At 36.5% G+C, this 16,590-nt stretch carries 11 protein-coding genes and 2 pseudogenes; 6 read left to right on the top strand and 7 right to left on the bottom strand.

All coding sequences use genetic code 11. The annotated features are described in order from the left end of the window. The 5 genes and pseudogenes from PVV66_RS06600 to PVV66_RS09730 form a co-directional block, all read right to left on the bottom strand. Positions 1–600, bottom strand: a pseudogene (locus PVV66_RS06600) (hemagglutinin repeat-containing protein); the annotation flags it as partial. 941 nt (positions 601–1,541) lie between these two features. Beyond that, complete coding sequence (locus tag PVV66_RS06595; protein ID WP_273717699.1) at positions 1,542–2,918, bottom strand: amino acid permease; 1,377 nt, start codon at positions 2,916–2,918, stop codon at positions 1,542–1,544. Positions 2,919–3,372: 454 nt separating this feature from the next. Continuing rightward, entirely contained in the window at positions 3,373–3,735 is a 363-nt protein-coding gene (locus PVV66_RS06590; RefSeq protein WP_273717700.1) for a hypothetical protein, read from the bottom strand. Between the two features lie 419 nt (positions 3,736–4,154). Then, positions 4,155–5,693: a histidine ammonia-lyase gene (hutH, locus tag PVV66_RS06585; RefSeq protein ID WP_273717701.1), complete on the bottom strand. Its 1,539-nt coding sequence runs from the start codon at positions 5,691–5,693 to the stop codon at positions 4,155–4,157. A gap of 1,020 nt (positions 5,694–6,713) precedes the next feature. Continuing rightward, positions 6,714–7,458 (bottom strand): annotated as a pseudogene (locus PVV66_RS09730) (class I SAM-dependent methyltransferase); the annotation flags it as partial. A gap of 403 nt (positions 7,459–7,861) precedes the next feature. On the opposite strand from PVV66_RS09730, the gene PVV66_RS06575 reads away from it, so the two are divergent. The 4 genes from PVV66_RS06575 to parE all read left to right on the top strand — a co-directional run bounded on the left by PVV66_RS06575 (position 7,862) and on the right by parE (position 12,349). Beyond that, positions 7,862–8,488, top strand: a complete 627-nt coding sequence (locus PVV66_RS06575; RefSeq protein ID WP_273717703.1) for a LemA family protein — start codon at positions 7,862–7,864, stop codon at positions 8,486–8,488. Next, positions 8,488–9,339 carry a YgcG family protein gene (locus PVV66_RS06570; protein ID WP_273717704.1) on the top strand — a complete coding sequence of 284 codons (852 nt, stop codon included), beginning with the start codon at positions 8,488–8,490 and terminating at the stop codon, positions 9,337–9,339. The genes PVV66_RS06575 and PVV66_RS06570 overlap by 1 nt, the downstream gene beginning before the upstream one ends. 123 nt (positions 9,340–9,462) lie before the next feature. Next, positions 9,463–10,200: a lipoyl(octanoyl) transferase LipB gene (lipB, locus tag PVV66_RS06565; protein WP_273717705.1), complete on the top strand. Its 738-nt coding sequence runs from the start codon at positions 9,463–9,465 to the stop codon at positions 10,198–10,200. Between the two features lie 82 nt (positions 10,201–10,282). Then, complete coding sequence (gene parE / locus PVV66_RS06560; protein ID WP_273717706.1) at positions 10,283–12,349, top strand: DNA topoisomerase IV subunit B; 2,067 nt, start codon at positions 10,283–10,285, stop codon at positions 12,347–12,349. Positions 12,350–12,366: 17 nt separating this feature from the next. Here the strand turns inward: parE and recJ are convergent, their stop codons facing one another. Continuing rightward, positions 12,367–14,151, bottom strand: a complete 1,785-nt coding sequence (gene recJ, locus PVV66_RS06555) for a single-stranded-DNA-specific exonuclease RecJ (RefSeq protein WP_273717707.1) — start codon at positions 14,149–14,151, stop codon at positions 12,367–12,369. Positions 14,152–14,447: 296 nt separating this feature from the next. Here recJ and rplM point away from each other — a divergent pair, with 296 nt between their 5' ends. Both rplM and rpsI read left to right on the top strand, forming a co-directional pair. After that, the gene (gene rplM, locus PVV66_RS06550; protein ID WP_273717708.1) at positions 14,448–14,912 is read left to right on the top strand and encodes a 50S ribosomal protein L13; all 465 of its coding nucleotides are present in this window, start codon (positions 14,448–14,450) and stop codon (positions 14,910–14,912) included. 2 nt (positions 14,913–14,914) lie between these two features. Continuing rightward, entirely contained in the window at positions 14,915–15,400 is a 486-nt protein-coding gene (gene rpsI / locus PVV66_RS06545; RefSeq protein WP_273717709.1) for a 30S ribosomal protein S9, read from the top strand. A gap of 330 nt (positions 15,401–15,730) precedes the next feature. Here rpsI and PVV66_RS06540 read toward each other — a convergent pair whose 3' ends face one another. After that, positions 15,731–16,096, bottom strand: a complete 366-nt coding sequence (locus PVV66_RS06540) for a response regulator (protein WP_005773308.1) — start codon at positions 16,094–16,096, stop codon at positions 15,731–15,733. Positions 16,097–16,590: the final 494 nt, after the last annotated feature.

Genomic DNA, 16,590 nt, shown 5'->3' with positions numbered 1-16,590 from the left:
CGTATCTTTATTGCTCTCAACCCCAACACCCACAGAAGCACCACTTTTGTTCTTTTCAAACTGAATCCCAAAACCTGTACGTTCTTCCTTTGAGCTTGTGCTATGGCTATTGTGACCAGGCAAAACATTGATATCATGGGCTGCCGAAACATTAATATTTTCCTCTGCGGTAAAGTCAGAACCTACCACGTTCACATCTTCTTTTTTGGCGGTGATGGTAATATTTTTACCATTGAGCGAAGAGCCTTGATGTTCAAAACTTTCTTCATTTTGCACCTTTCCCTCACTCCCAAATATCGAAACAAAACCCTTGCCTGATCCCACACCAAAACCTGTTTCATGGGTTTCTGAATGGCTCTCATGGTGATCTGTCATGCCATCAATCGTCACGCTTTGTCCTGCCACATTGATATCTTCATTGGCAATCATATGAGAAGCCGTGATTGTGGTCTCTTTGTCTGATTGCGTAATAATGTTGCTCGTCGCCCCAAGGATAGAGGAAACCGTTGTTGTATGGGATTCAGATGTATCGGAAGATTTTTCATGCAAAAAGCCACTTTTTGAGGATTGCTCTTGCTAGTCGTAGTGTTCTTGTACACCTGGTAATATTACATAATTTTGTACCTAAATACAGTTGCAAAAACGCATTTGGTCCTCTTCCACTTGTGATAAAAATTAGCCCTGTATCAATATTATTAACATTGTAACAAAAATCCGCGAAAAACAGTCAATGAAATATAACCTTATAAAAAGTAAGCCTGCTCCCTACTCTTTTGGTAGCAATAACAGGATCGTGAAAAAATGTTCACACGCTCATCGTTTTCTTAGATTGACTTTTCTATGAGATTTTATCGTGATACCTTACTGTTTCTTTATTAAAGCTTTTGCAAACACAATAATACAATCCCCCAATGCTTCTGTTATCTGCTATTTTCTAGCAGCGCCAATTCTCTTTGAAAAAATGATAATAAAAAAATCCTTCTCTTTCGCCCATAATAACTGCAATATCCTTTTAAAAGACGCAAAAGCCTCTAGCTCTTCTTTACAAGAAACTGCATAAAGAATTTCACCTTCGCTTCTAAAAGATCAGCGATTCCTTAAATAATAAAATTTAAAAACTCAATTTTAAAAAAACTTATAAAATAAATTATTGGCTCAGTTGAGTATCGATGAAAAAAACTAAATCAAACAATAAAGATAATTCTCAAAATAACTTTTCTTGTGAAACATAACTTCATTAATAAATTTAGAAAAAATATTTCTCTATACTATCTAGTAAAATATGTTCGTACTGTCAGGCATTTTAACAGGAGATACTTATATTGATGGCATGGCTATTAATGGCACAGCTCACCATCAAAAAATATCTGATATTTATATGATTGGGGCGTTATCATAAGCAATGGCTCACAAAAAACTCCAAAACAAAATGATAACGAATAGATTGTTTTCAATCTAAATTATTCCAATCTTTAGAGGATCATGATCAAATACCCGTTCTTCTGAAAACATCAGCTATTTCTTTTTAGTTGAATCTTTATTTACTGCAGTTTCTTTTGCTTAAAATTATAAAGTTTAAGGACATAGAAACAAATAACAAGCCAAGCAATCCAACTAATACCGACAATTAAAACTGGTCGTGTCTCATCGAAGAGCCATAAGAGAATAAAAATAAAAAACATAAATAAAATAGAAAAAATTGACCCTATCGGCCAAAAAGGAATAGGAAAGTTTAAACTATTCTGTGCTTCTTTAGGCATCTTAATTCGCATAAAAATTTGCGAAAGTAGAATCATCATCCAAACAAAAACCGTCGCAAATGTTGCCATTGCTGCAATAAGAAAAAAAAGTTTTTCATGATAAAAATAATTAAGGACAGCACCAAGGAGAAAAATAGCGAAGATCATCAAAATAACAAAAACTGGTATACCGTTTTTTGATAAATATTGAAACTTTTTCAAAGCATAACCTTCCTGTGATAAACCATGGATCATACGACAAGCACCATACATTCCACTATTCATTGCCGAAATAGCCGCTGTAACAACAACAATATTTAAAATATTTGCTGCATATGAAATCCCAAGATTTTCAAAAATGGATACAAAAGGACTATCCATAAGACCAATCTCATTCCAAGGATAAAGAGACATTAAAATAGCTAACGTCATGACATAAAAAAGCAAAATACGAACTGGAGTAGAATTAATTGCCTTTGAAATCGTTTGATGAGGGTTTTGAACTTCCATGACTGCCATGCCAATGATTTCTATGCCACCAAAAGCAAAAACAACAACACTAAAGCAAGCTAAAAAACCAAACCAGCCATTGGGAAAAATACCACCATTCTTCCATAAATTATGAACAGTAACAGTGGAAGAATCTGCACCTTCACCCCACCCCAAAAAAATAATTGCTACTCCTAAAATAATCATCGCAATGATCGCGATAACTTTAATAGAAGACAGCCAAAACTCTAGTTCACCATAGACTTCTACAGCAGCTAAATTAATACCTGTGATGATTAATGTAATACTCAGTGCCCATACCCAAGGAGCAACATCAGGATACCAAAACCCCATATAAGTCGCAAAAGCTGTAATATCAGCCAAACCAACAAGAATCATCTCAAATACATATGTCCAACCCGTTAAAAAACCTGCTAATGGCGATATGTAATTTGCCGCATAACGCGCAAAAGAACCAGGCAATGGATTATGCAGTATCATTTCTCCTAAAGCCCGCATAACCATAAAAATAGCTAAACCAGCAATACAATAGGCAATTAAAACACTAGGACCCGCAAGCTTAATTGCCTGTGCAGACCCATAAAAAAGACCTGTTCCAATAGCAGAGCCAAGAGCTAAAAAAATAACTTGGCGCTTACTCATCCCTCGTTTCAGTTCATTTATTGCCATTTCTTTCCTTCTTTATTGAAATGCTGACAAAATCCACACCACGATAACAGCTTTATGATAAATAAAGCCTCATGTTTTTTTTCACAAATATATTTCAAAAAACATCGAAGACCAGCCAGTCCAACACTTTGCTCTAAACAATGAAAAAATACTTTTATTGCGAATTATTCAGCTTTTATAGCCTGCAATTTCGTATTATTTTATTTAAATAAAGTGATAATGAATTTTTTTATAATTGTCATTTAATTCATTTCGTATTCTCTAGTTTTTTACAGAGAAAATTAGCCTTAATGTAGTATGAACACTTAAGGCTTCTATTTCAGTGCACCGAAATAAAAGCCTAAAAATTCATAACAGGCGCATTAACGATGCGTACAATTAATTTTTTTGTTACTTTAAACAAACTCTCTTTGGGTCTATAAAACAAACTTTTAACGCCAATTGAGTAGCTCAATCAGTGATAATACGAATCTCGCCAGTTTTCAAAAGTATGAGAAAGTGTATCTACAGCCCATCTTTTAAGGACTTCAACTGCTCTAACTACAAGCTTTCCAATGAAAAAAAAATATAGGGTAAAAATAGCATCTTTGACTGTTGGTCCGATGATAGCATTCTCCTTGCCTCTGGGAGTTTGTCCTGAGATAGCAATAAAACCTTTGTTTTTCGCCAAAACAAGAGGCTCTTTCTCTTGAGACACTATCACAATGAAAATTTCCTCTGGAAAACTATCTCTCCTAAAATTTGCATGAACCTCAAATATTTGCAAAAAACAAAAAAGAACTGTCATTAAAACGCATAATCTAGCACTTTTAAACATTTCTTTCTCCTTTTTTATTTAAAATACCAAAAATGAACTATAAAACTCATAAAGTATTAACAAATAAGAAGAATATATAGTAAAGTTTTTATTTTACTTAAAACAATTCCTATAATATAATTTGTACTTATAAAAATATAATATCACAATATATAACGCGGATATTATTTAACTTATATTAAAAATTCTGATAGAAATCAGAAAGTATGGGTTCTTCAATTTTATAGTTTCTATAAAATTATGATGATAAATTTAGAGCACTATAAAATATCTATTTGACTAAAAACAATAGATATATACAGTAAATAAATACATAATTTATTAAATAATTTAAATATAGTATCGATCTTCTATATTTTTATATGAAGGAAGTTTTAAAATTTCATATCTGCCCTTCAGCATTGGCCTTAAAACCAATATTATTGAAAACTTAATGAAGGAAAAAATATTTCTGGTAAAACAGATAATAAGTGCCCTTCACGTACAAGTATATGGACTTGATGAAGATCTGGAGCCAGATAGCGATCTTCCTTAAGAGAAGCAATATTTTTGCGTAAACGTTCCATAACAGATCGCAAAAGAGTACTTGTTTTTAAAGGTGCACGATATTCAATTCCTTGTGCTGCAATAAGCGTTTCAATGCCAATAAGTGTAAAAAGGTTTTCGCTCATTACCAATAACCGACGAGCACCATGGCAAGCCATTGAAACATGATCTTCTTGATTAGCTGAAGTTGGTGTTGAATCAACGGAAGCAGGATGAGCCATTTGCTTATTTTCAGACATTAAAGCTGCTGCTGTTACTTCAGCGATCATAAAACCTGAATTAAGACCTGCATTGTGCGCTAAAAAAGCTGGAAGACCATAAGAAACTGCTGGATCAACCATAAGGGCAATACGCCGTTGAGAAATAGATCCTATTTCACACAAAGCAAGAGCAATCTGATCAGCAGCAAACGCGACAGGCTCAGCATGAAAATTCCCACCTGATACAACTTCACCATTCCTTAAAATCAACGGATTATCTGTAACAGCATTTGCTTCAATAACCAGTGTTTTTGCTGCTGCTAGCAAAATATCAAAACATGCCCCCATAACCTGTGGCTGGCAACGTATACAATAAGGATCTTGAACACGCTCATCACCCCGTAAATGTGCGGCACGAATTTCTGAATCCTCTACAAGCTTTTCTAATGTTTTCGATACGGCAATCTGCCCATAATGGCCTCGCAAAATATGGATATCAGGATGAAATGGCGCCGTTGATCCCATGGTAGCATCTGTCGTTAAAGCCCCAGCCAACAATCCACCACACAATGCCCGATAAGCTCGAAAAAGTCCGGCAAGTGCAAGTGCTGTTGATGTTTGAGTCCCATTAATAAGGGCTAGACCTTCCTTTGCTTCTAAAATAATAGGGGATAACCCTGCTTTCTCTAAAGCAAGTGCTCCACTCATACGAATATTTTGAAAAAACGCTTCTCCTTCTCCCATCATAACAGCCGCCATATGAGCAAGTGGAGCAAGATCACCTGAAGCGCCAACAGATCCTTTTTCTGGGATGACAGGAATAACACCCTTTTCAAGCATATTTTCCAGCAAATTTACCAACTCTAAACGAACCCCAGACGCCCCTCTTCCTAAAGAGATAAGCTTTAAGCTCATCATCAAACGCACAATATTTTCAGCGAGAGGATCTCCTACCCCACAACAATGGGACAAAATAAGATTTCTCTGTAAAATAGTGACTTTGTCCGCATCAATTCTAATGGAAGCCAACTTCCCAAAACCAGTATTAATACCGTACACAGGCTCACTTCCAGCAACAATTTCAGCAATGCGCTGCGCTCCTTTCTCGATAGCTAAATGCGTGTCATGATGAAGCTTACTGATTTCACCATTAAAATAAATAGCTTCAAGTTCGCTAAGTGTTACCTTACCCGGTTTTAGTATAATCGTCATAATTTTCTTTCTTTTTTAATTAAAGAGTAATTCTTAGCATTATTGATCCTTCTATAAAACAAAAAAGATATAATTACTCTTTAAACGAAAATGCTTTTTTAAAAGCCATTCCTTAGAATAAAGGTATTGCCAAAAAATAGAATGGTTAACGACAAATGAAAATGAGATATTGACAAACACAACAAAGGCTGTGAATTTTAAATAATAGATAGTAAATCAATATATAATGACAATCTAGCGTTACGCATATTGAATGAGAGAGCGAATGTCTTAAGATTCTCTCATTCCAAATCTATTTATGTTAAATCAATCAAAATCATGTTTCTTGCAGAACACAAGCGAGATTGGCGTGGGGAGTGAAACTGTACAAGAAAAGACTAAAAATGCCTCTTATGAACCGTATCAAGGGCTGTCGCGACATTGGGAGATGGCAAAGTGTGTGATGATGCAGGCTAGCTTTTTTTATTAAACGTAAAGATGAGGGGACTTCATGAATTTATCGCAAAATTATTCCTACTAAACTTATGAAAACTTAGATAGATAGCTGTCACAATCTATCATGATTGCAAAAATTAAACCTTCTCTTGAAGATAGAGCAGTATTTTCAACGAAACTTGAAAATTAAAAAAACTTATTCAAAACATCAATATAGACGAGAAAATTCTGATTATGATAATTTTTATACTTTTTCCTGTCAAAATCTATTTTAACAAAACTTTAATAGTAAAAAATAATTATAAAAACAAAAAATCCCCCTCTTCCTACTTAGTGTAAAACCTACTGCCAAATTATAGTAAAGATACTTTTCCTTAAATGCCATAATGCAGTTCATAAGTTTTCTGTTGAGAACTCTCACATGTCAAGTAGACAGTAAAGATCAGATGTACTGAGGCAGCCGTTAAGTGCAAAAAAACTGTTTTTCCCCTCAAAATGAGCCTTAATAATGCGCGAATTTCCTGAACAAAGCCTACTCTGATGCGCTAAACGGTAAAAAAGCATCATCGATATCAGATTATTTGTATACATATAAAGCTCCAAACTTCCTTGCTCTTCATATTTTTTACCAATGCAACCAATTTCGGCAAATATTCTTCCCTACAGCGCACAATAGCGCGTTGAGCTTGCGTTAAAGAGCAGCTCATTCCAATAAAAGATTCAGACGGGATTGTCATTATTCAGTTATGTGTATGAAAAGAAATATTTTCTGTTTTTTTCCAAAACCATCACTCATTTCCTGTAAAAAATCAAAATTACGATAATAACGGAAATAGTTCGAACGGATCTTCTCTAACAATGCCTCATAAACGTCTAGAAATTCGCTATGCTTGAAATCACGATTATTTTGAACAACCGCCATAACACCATTGGCTCGAAATTGATCTGAAGCAACGCCAAAGCAACTTAGGGCGGATCCATCCGCTAAAACGCCTGTGCCACAGCAACAAGATAGACCTCGCCAATTTGAAGCAATAAGTCTTCAGCTTGACTTTGATACCACTGTACCGTAGAAAATTTTCTTCACCCCTTCTTAATCATATCTACCGATATATTGATAGCATGAGATTGGTGCTCATTCCCTAAAAGTTTAACAATCCCCTCTCATGTAATGCCTGGTCCCAGCACCTACATCCACGATCGACAAATGTTTTTTGTTCTTAAAAGGAAGAAACATGGTCTTCAATAAGGCGAGAGGGTAGCAAGAACGATCATAATCACCCGCTAATCCGTCAAACTTTTCACTTTGCGGTTGAACGTTTTGCAACATAGGATTTTCCCCTTTCTTCACAATTGTTGATATCCATAATTTAAAAGCCTTTTTATTCAATAGGTTAAGCATAACTTCTAAAGGAGGAAAAAGGAAAACTTCCTCTCCTTTCTATAAGCTTGATGCCTATATTCTTCTCTTCCTCAATTGTTATCTGCTACATTCTAAAACAAAAAAATACTACGAAAATAATATAATCTTCTGTAAAAATAATTGATATGAATATTATTGATCTTTCACAAGATGACATCTATATTTTTATATCAACACATCACTTAAGCGTGCTAAAAGTGCAGAGAGATATCAATTTATTGATAAGGGTATCTGTTTATAAAATTCGAAATACTTTCCACCAAGAAGATAAACCCTATATAATATATAAAATATCTGTGGAGACATCTTTATGTTAAATGTACAAACTTCTTCAATGTTTAAAATATTAAAACAATTTTCAATCATTATTTTTTTGGCAGGATTAATTCCACTTTTAAGTGGCTGCGGATTTAATACCATACCAACAACTGAAGAAAAAGCACACGCAGCATGGAGTGAAGTGCTCAATCAATATCAACGCCGTACAGATCTCATCCCCAATCTTGTAGAAACAGTTAAAGCTTACGCAGCCCATGAACAAAACGTTTTCACAAATGTCATTGAAGCACGTGCCAAAGCAACACAAGTCAACATTAATGCAGATATGTTGAATAATCCGGAAGTTATGCAGCAATATCTCAAAAATCAAGCAAATTTATCAAGTGCACTTTCGCGGCTTATGGCAGTTGTCGAAAACTATCCGGATCTTAAAGCAAACCAGAACTTTCTTGCCCTTCAATCACAACTAGAAGGAACTGAAAACCGTATCTCCGTTGCGCGCCGCAATTATATCGAAACAGTCCGTGCCTACAATACTGCGCTCAAAACAATGCCGACAATGATTTGGGCAAAATTATGGTTTCGTGATGCTAAACCTATGCCAACTTTTACCATTGATACGGATAGCCAACAAACACCAAAGGTTAATTTTAATTAATGAAATCATTTCAACACGCTATACAACGTCGTTTTTTTCTACGTTTATGGGTTCCTTTGAGCATTCTATGCTTGATCATTGCATTGGGGAATGTCACTTACGCACACACTAAATTTCCTCCCTTAACCGGCTATATCAATGATATGGCTCATTTACTTGATCTTGCAACAAAGAGAAATTTAACGGAAAAGCTCGCTACACTCGAAGAGAAAACGGGAGATCAAATTGTTCTTATAACACTCCCTACTCTTTCGGGCAATGATATAGAGACATACAGCAATTCTCTTTTTCGCACATGGAAGTTAGGTCAAAAACAGATCAATAACGGCGTATTAATCGTCATTGCACCCAATGAACGTGAAGCACGTATTGAAGTAGGTTACGGTCTGGAGGGAGAACTAACAGATGCCATTTCCTCTGTCATCATGAATAGCTTCATGATTCCTAATTTTCGTGAAGGAAATTATCAAAAAGGAATTGTCGAATCGGTTCATGCAATTATCAAAGTGATCACACAAAGCGATGCTGATTTTTCTTTTCGAATCAATCAAAAGGCTAAAGCTGTTGAAGAACAACGTAAACAAGCTGCAAAAGAAGAAATGATTATAAATACAATCCTGTTTTTCATTCTCTTTATAGCAGTTGGTTTGCCCATTTTGGCTGTGATTTTTGGTCAGAAAGTAGGTCCACGAAAGTATCTTTGGATGGGTATTATTTTCACACCTTGGTTTTTAAACTTAAATACGAGCGGTAGAGCCTCTGGTGGAATCTTTGGTGGACATTCAGGAGGAGGAGGATTTAGAGGTGGTGGTGGATCATCAGGTGGTGGTGGTGCAACAGGAAGATGGTAAAACGAGCATAACGCGTTTTTTAAATAAAATTCATTGCAATTCTCATAAAGTATCTCTTAATCTTATGCTTTTGTTATTTTTCTGATTACAATACAAACTCAAACATTAAGATAAATATTGCCAATGACATTTGAATTAAAACATAGGGATCGTAGTCACTTATCACATCATTTTAATGCTATTCTAGGAAATCCACCCGTTGAATGGAAAATAAGTGATCATTTGGTTGAGTATCCTGAAGCGCTGCGTTATATGCAAGAGCGTGTGGAAAAAATTCTTGCAAAAACTGCCCATGAACAAGTTTGGCTTCTTGAACACCCTTCCCTTTATACAGCAGGTACAAGTGCAGATAAAAAAGATCTTTTAGCTCCTCATTTATTCCCTGTTTATGAAGCAGGACGTGGGGGCGAGTTTACATATCACGGTCCAGGACAGCGTATTGCTTATATTATGCTTGATCTTAAACGTCGAAAACAAGACATTCGTGCTTTCATTAGTGCATTAGAAGAATGGATCATACAGATGCTTGCAAGCTTTAATATTAAAGGCGAACGTAGAGAAGATCGCGTTGGTGTCTGGGTTAAACAGTCTCATTGCCCATCAAAACAACATGATCTTTCTTCCGAAGATAAAATTGCGGCGATTGGCATTCGAGTGCGCAAATGGATAAGTTTTCATGGCGTTTCTATCAATGTTAATCCTAATTTATCTCATTATTCAGGAATTGTGCCTTGTGGAATTACAAACCACGGTGTCACAAGCTTTCTTGATCTAGGGTGCCCTGTAACAATGCATGATATTGATATTGCACTCAAACACGCTTTTGAACAAATTTTTGGTCCAACAATTGATGTTTCCTAAGTGCATTGATTTTTAAATAAAAAACAGGCATAAAATTTATTTTAATGAATATTTTATTTTATGAGGTATATAGTTAAACGCTATGAGCGATAACAACAAGGATCTTTTTAGTGTTTTAAATAAAGCCCAATCTCGGGTAAATACAAAAGAAAGCACTCTGCAATCTCCAACGAAATCAAAAGGGATGATTTCAAAAAAAAGTGCAAAAAATACGCAAGAAGACGACTATAATGCCCTCTCTATTCGAGTGCTTGAGGGTTTAGAGCCTGTACGTTTACGCCCTGGAATGTATATTGGTGGAACAGACAGTAAAGCACTTCATCATTTATTTGCCGAAATTATTGATAATGCGATGGATGAAGCTGTTGCTGGTTATGCAGACTCCATTGAAGTGTCATTAGATAGGAACGGTTATATAACCGTTACAGATAATGGACGCGGTATTCCTGTCGAAAATCATCCTCAAATGCCTGACAAATCTACCCTTGAAGTTATTATGACACAACTTCACTCAGGAGGAAAATTTGATGGAAAAGCTTATCAAACTGCGGGCGGACTTCATGGGGTAGGAATTTCTGTCGTCAATGCTCTTTCTGATGATATGGAAGTTGAAGTTGCACGAGAACGAAAACTTTACCGCCAACGTTTCTCACGCGGTATTCCTCAATCTGAATTGGAAGATTTGGGGGATGTTTATAATCGCCGTGGTACGCGCGTTCGTTTTCATCCTGATCATGAAATTTTTGGTGAAAAAGCAGCTTTTGATCCAGAAAAAATCTATAAAATGGCGTGCTCAAAAGCCTATCTTTTTGGCGGCGTAAAAATTCGCTGGACTTGTGATCCCGTCATACTTGAAGGCGTTAAAAATATTCCTGAAAAAGCTGTTTTTCATTTTCCCAATGGGCTTAAAGACTATTTACTTGCGTCACTAAAAGATGAATATCGCGTAACGTCAGAAATTTTTTCTGGTAAAACACAACAAAATAATGGTCATGGCTGTGTTGAATGGGCCATCGCTTGGCATGGTGGTGATTCTTGTGTGCAATCTTACTGTAATACTATTCCTACAGGAGAAGGTGGAACACACGAAATAGGATTACGTCAAGCTCTTTTACGTGGATTGAAATCCTACGCTGAGTTAATAGGCAACAAGCGCGCAGCAATCATTACATCTGATGATATTATGATTTCAACAGCCGCAATACTTTCTGTCTTTATCAGCAACCCTGAATTTGTTGGACAAACAAAAGATCGATTAGCAACCATTGAAGCACAGCGTATTGTTGAGAGTGCAATCCGCGATCCTTTTGATCATTGGTTGGCAAACTCCCCTCAAGAAGCAACAAAACTTCTCGATTGGGTTATTGAACGTGCTGAAGAACGTGTTAAACGACGCCAAGATAGAGAAATAAGTCGAAAAACTGCTGTCCGTAAATTACGTCTGCCCGGTAAACTTGCAGATTGTAGCCAAAACCATGCTGCGGGTGCTGAATTATTCATTGTTGAAGGGGATTCCGCAGGAGGATCAGCCAAACAAGCGAGAAATAGAGCAAACCAAGCAATTTTACCTCTTCGTGGCAAAATCCTCAATGTCGCCAGTGCTGCACATGAAAAAATGAACTCAAGCCAAACAATTAGCGATCTTATCCTTGCTCTTGGATGTGGAACACGCTCTAAATATCGTGAAAAAGATCTCAGATATGAACGGATTATCATCATGACAGATGCAGATGTTGATGGTGCTCATATTGCCTCACTGCTCATTACCTTCTTTTTTCAAGAAATGCCTGACCTTATTCATCAAGGACATTTATATCTCGCCGTCCCTCCCCTTTATAGAATATCGCAAGGAGGAAAAGTTGCTTATGCACGCGATGACATCCATAAGGATGAATTGCTCAAAACTGAATTTACGGGAAAAGCTAAAATTGAAATCGGGCGTTTTAAAGGGCTGGGTGAGATGCGCGCGGAACAACTTAAAGAAACAACGATGCATCCTCAAAAACGTACATTGCTTCGTGTTTCTATTGATGCCGTGGAAATTCAAGAAACGAAAAAGACTGTAGAAAGTCTCATGGGAACAAAACCAGAAGCACGATTTCGTTTTATACAAGAAAACTCTACTTTTGCTTCTAATTTAGACATCTAATGTAAAAAATATCTCTTTTAAATCACTGCAGCAGCGTCAATCACGCGCAGTTGCGGATTGATCGTTCCATTCCAATAATTCAAACTAAGATGACCCGCTAAATGAATCATTTCACCAATATTTCTCGACAGAAAATCACCAAGCGCTGTCCCTACAGCACGAAAAGCTATTCCTTGCAGTTTTTTGCCTTCCCCATTAGATACAATGAGACGAAGATGTCCTTTTCCAACTTCAGATAGGTTCACCAATCGATGAGAGGGAAGAACAAAAACAGGTGTCGCATTCCCTGTCCCAAAAGGCCCCGCCTTTTCAAGCAACTCAAAGAGTGCTTGATTGACACCAGAAGCAGAAAGAGAACCATCTATACGAAGAGATTTTTTTGCATGTAATTGTGAAACCATGACAGAAACTTTTTCTTCTAGCCATTTTCGAAAAGTTTCAATTTTTGTCGATTGAATTGTAATTCCTGCTGCCATACTATGCCCCCCTCCTTTTTCTAATAAATTGAGGGTAACAGCTTCACGAACGAGTGCTCCTAAATCTATGCCATGAATTGAGCGTCCTGACCCTACGCCATTTCCATCTTCTTTCAAAGCGATAGCAAAAACAGGACAAAAAAAACGCTCTTTAAGGCGGGAAGCAAGAATACCAATAATTCCCGGATGCCATTCTTGATGAGAAATGACAAGTGACAATGGTGTTTCTTGATCTTGATAAAGAGAAGCAATATAAGATTCCGCCTGTGCTAATTGAATGTTCTCCATTTCTTGGCGTTCTTGATTAAGCTGATCTAATTGTTCTGCTATTCTGTCCGCTTCATCTTTATTCTCACAACTAAGCAAACGCGCTCCCAAAGCTTGGTCGCCAATGCGCCCTCCTGCATTAATTCTAGGACCTAATAAAAAACCTAAATGAAAACTATTAAGTGGCTCCCCTATCCGTGCAACCTTTGTTAAAGCTGCTATCCCTGGATTATGCATAGAACGAGCAACTTGAAGCCCTTTTGCCACAAAAGCACGGTTAACACCCTGTAATGGAACAACATCACATATGGTTGCCAATGCAACAAGATCAAGCATACTAAGAAGATCAGGCAGCTTCCTTTCAAATTGCTTTTTCCGCAGCAAATGATGAACCCAAGCTAATGTAATAAAGACAACACCTGCTGCACATAAATGGCCTTGTTTAGAAAAATCATCAGGGCGATTAGGATTGACAAGAGCAACAGCTTCTTGATGAACCTCTGACATTTGATGATGATCTAAAATCACAACATCAGCCCCCGCAAGCCTCGCCGCTTTTACAGCATCTGGACTATTTGCGCCACAATCAACCGTGATAATTAAACGGGCACCTTCTTGCACGAGCATTCTCATTGCTTGTTCATTCGGCCCATAGCCTTCAACAATACGATCGGGAATATAAATTTTGACTTCAATCCCCAAATAGCGAAAAAAACGCGCTATAAGTGCTGATGCACAAGCACCGTCAACATCATAATCACCAAAAACAGCAACCTGTTCTTGATTGAGAAGAGCCTTAACAATACGCTCTGCTGCACATTGCATATCTTTAAAACTTTCTGGATCCGGCATAAGCGTTCGCAATGTTGGATTAATAAAAGCAACAGCTTCAGTTTCATCCACATCTCTTGCTGAAAGGACTCGCGCTAACTGATCTGGAAAACCAAACTTTTGAGAAATAGCACGCGCATTATTTATCCCTTGAACATCAAGAGCATCTAACCAAGCTTGACCACAAGCAGAAGATTCAACATTGAGAAAATAACGAGACAGCTGCATTGCCGCTTATTTTATAATGGCGATTAATAAAATACAATCATGCGTTAAAGATAAAATAGCCTTTTGCAACATTCATTTTAAATTTAAATTATCCATAAAATTATTTTAATAAGGTATTATAATACCTCAATCATAAAGTGCTGTTTTATAAAGTTTTTATTTTCTCTTGACGTCAATCAAAAGACATTATATCAGAGCAACAAGTATGTGTTAAATATTTCGCTGTGCTAACAATCTTCAACGCAAACAATGAAAATGCCCTCATGCTACAGGGGCTTTAATTAAAGGATACTTCTATGGCAACTTTTTCACAAAAGCCAACTGAAGTGGTGAAAAAATGGGTTATTATTGACGCAGAAAACCTTGTTTTAGGTCGTCTTGCCACATTTGTTGCAAACCGCTTACGTGGCAAACATAAAGCTACATTTACACCACATGTTGATGATGGTGACAACGTTATTGTCATCAATGCCGATAAAATAGCTCTGACCGGTAAAAAATATACAGATAAAACATATTATTGGCATACCGGCTATATTGGTGGAATCAAACAACGTACAGCACGTCAGCTTCTTGAAGGGCGTTTTCCCGAACGCGTTGTTGAAAAAGCTGTAGAACGCATGATTCCGCGTGGCCCCCTTGGTCGCCGTCAATTGAAGAATCTCCGTGTTTATGCTGGAAGCCAACATCCGCATGAAGCACAACAGCCCGAGTCTCTTGACGTTGGCGCTTTAAACCGCAAAAACAAAAGGATTGCTTGATTATGGCTGAAATTAATTCTCTTTCTGAACTTAGCATGGTAACAAATATTACAGAGCTCCATGAAAATGTTGTTCCTGTCCACGTGCAGAAGCTTGATTCTCAAGGACGTGCCTATGCAACAGGAAAACGAAAAGATGCTGTTGCTCGCGTGTGGATTAAACCGGGCTCTGGAAAAATTATCATTAATAACAAGGAATTTGACAAATATTTCGCGCGTCCCGTTCTAAGAATGATTCTTCGTCAACCAATTGTTGCAACAAATAGGGATAGCCAATTTGATATTATTGCAACCGTTGCAGGTGGTGGTCTTTCTGGACAAGCTGGTGCGGTACGCCATGGTATTTCCAAAGCTTTAACCTATTACGAACCAGAACTCCGACCAATTTTGAAAAAAGGGGGATTTCTTACCCGCGATAGCCGTGTTGTTGAACGTAAAAAATACGGTAAAGCAAAAGCGCGTCGTTCTTTCCAATTTTCAAAACGTTAATTTCAATTTTTATGCAATATATAGGGCCCCGTTTTCATCGGGGCTTTTTTCATCTTGCTAAATTTTTACCCTGCTAAAACAGACTTTTAGATGAATGTAGGAACAAATTTATACCGATTAGAAAAAACAAAAATGCAAAACAGCTGTTTCTCTTAAGAGAAAAACTAAGAAAAATAGACCAAAAAAAATTCAAAACTTTCGTGTCAATTTTAAAAGTCTGTTTTACTAACTTGAATATATCCACATGCTAAAGCACAAAAATATTTGTGTGATAACTTTAGCAATCTTATAGCTTTTCAATGTCTTTTTCTATCATCATTTAACAAAGCTTCAGTCCACAAAATGTTTTACCATTGTAATAAAATGAGGGACAGAAATAGGCTTTGACATATATTCTTCACATCCACTGGCACGAATTCGTTCCTCGTCCCCCTTCATAGCAAAAGCTGTTACAGCAACAACGGGGATTGATCGAAGTTCTTCATCCTCTTTTAATTGTTTAATAACATCTATTCCAGAGACTTCTGGCAACTGGATATCCACAAGGATAAGAGATGGCATCGATGAACGCGCCAAATCTAATGCCATAAGACCATTACGTGTTTCAACGGTTTCATAGCCACTTGCTTCTACAAGATCACGGAATAACTTCATATTAAGCTCATTATCTTCCACGATCATGACTTTTTTTGACATTCGTATAACTCCATCCTTCTCAGATAAAATAGAGAAATAGAAATGAATCCACATTCTCTTTGTCTTAAGATAAAATGATAAAAAAAATTGTAAACCACAAAGAGATGAACAGCCTCTAATAAAAGCATTTTTTGCAAATCTTTGTAAGACGCATCACTGTGCTTTTTCGGTTCATCAGAATAAAATCCACAATACCCATAAGATTATATTACCCTATATTTTTTGACTGGATACGCACAGTTCATGGGTATTTCAATTAAAGCATATGTATTTTCATCATAAAAAAAATATCAAGTACAAACTTAGTTCAACTGCGTATTTTGAAGAGAAAAAATTTAATTAACTTTAAAAAGCAGCTAATTATTTAAATTTAATCCCCCTACACTGCCATTCCGCCCGCAACAATATCTTAATGATATAAAAGAATAAATTTATCAATATTATTAAAAGTAAAAAATAAATAAACCGTGCTTAAATATCACGGTTTATTTAAT

The organism is Bartonella sp. AU16XJBT (assembly GCF_028618665.1).
Lineage (GTDB): Bacteria > Pseudomonadota > Alphaproteobacteria > Rhizobiales > Rhizobiaceae > Bartonella.
This window is presented reverse-complemented; position numbering and strand designations above follow the sequence as displayed.

What these genes read in the sequence shown, in the direction of transcription:
- PVV66_RS06595 (WP_273717699.1), bottom strand. Translation starts at nt 2,918, where the DNA reads ATGGCAATAAATGAACTGAAACGAGGGATGAGTAAGCGCCAAGTTATT.
- PVV66_RS06590 (WP_273717700.1), bottom strand. Translation starts at nt 3,735, where the DNA reads ATGTTTAAAAGTGCTAGATTATGCGTTTTAATGACAGTTCTTTTTTGT.
- hutH (WP_273717701.1), bottom strand. Translation starts at nt 5,693, where the DNA reads ATGACGATTATACTAAAACCGGGTAAGGTAACACTTAGCGAACTTGAA.
- PVV66_RS06575 (WP_273717703.1), top strand. Translation starts at nt 7,862, where the DNA reads ATGTTAAATGTACAAACTTCTTCAATGTTTAAAATATTAAAACAATTT.
- PVV66_RS06570 (WP_273717704.1), top strand. Translation starts at nt 8,488, where the DNA reads ATGAAATCATTTCAACACGCTATACAACGTCGTTTTTTTCTACGTTTA.
- lipB (WP_273717705.1), top strand. Translation starts at nt 9,463, where the DNA reads ATGACATTTGAATTAAAACATAGGGATCGTAGTCACTTATCACATCAT.
- parE (WP_273717706.1), top strand. Translation starts at nt 10,283, where the DNA reads ATGAGCGATAACAACAAGGATCTTTTTAGTGTTTTAAATAAAGCCCAA.
- recJ (WP_273717707.1), bottom strand. Translation starts at nt 14,151, where the DNA reads ATGCAGCTGTCTCGTTATTTTCTCAATGTTGAATCTTCTGCTTGTGGT.
- rplM (WP_273717708.1), top strand. Translation starts at nt 14,448, where the DNA reads ATGGCAACTTTTTCACAAAAGCCAACTGAAGTGGTGAAAAAATGGGTT.
- rpsI (WP_273717709.1), top strand. Translation starts at nt 14,915, where the DNA reads ATGGCTGAAATTAATTCTCTTTCTGAACTTAGCATGGTAACAAATATT.
- PVV66_RS06540 (WP_005773308.1), bottom strand. Translation starts at nt 16,096, where the DNA reads ATGTCAAAAAAAGTCATGATCGTGGAAGATAATGAGCTTAATATGAAG.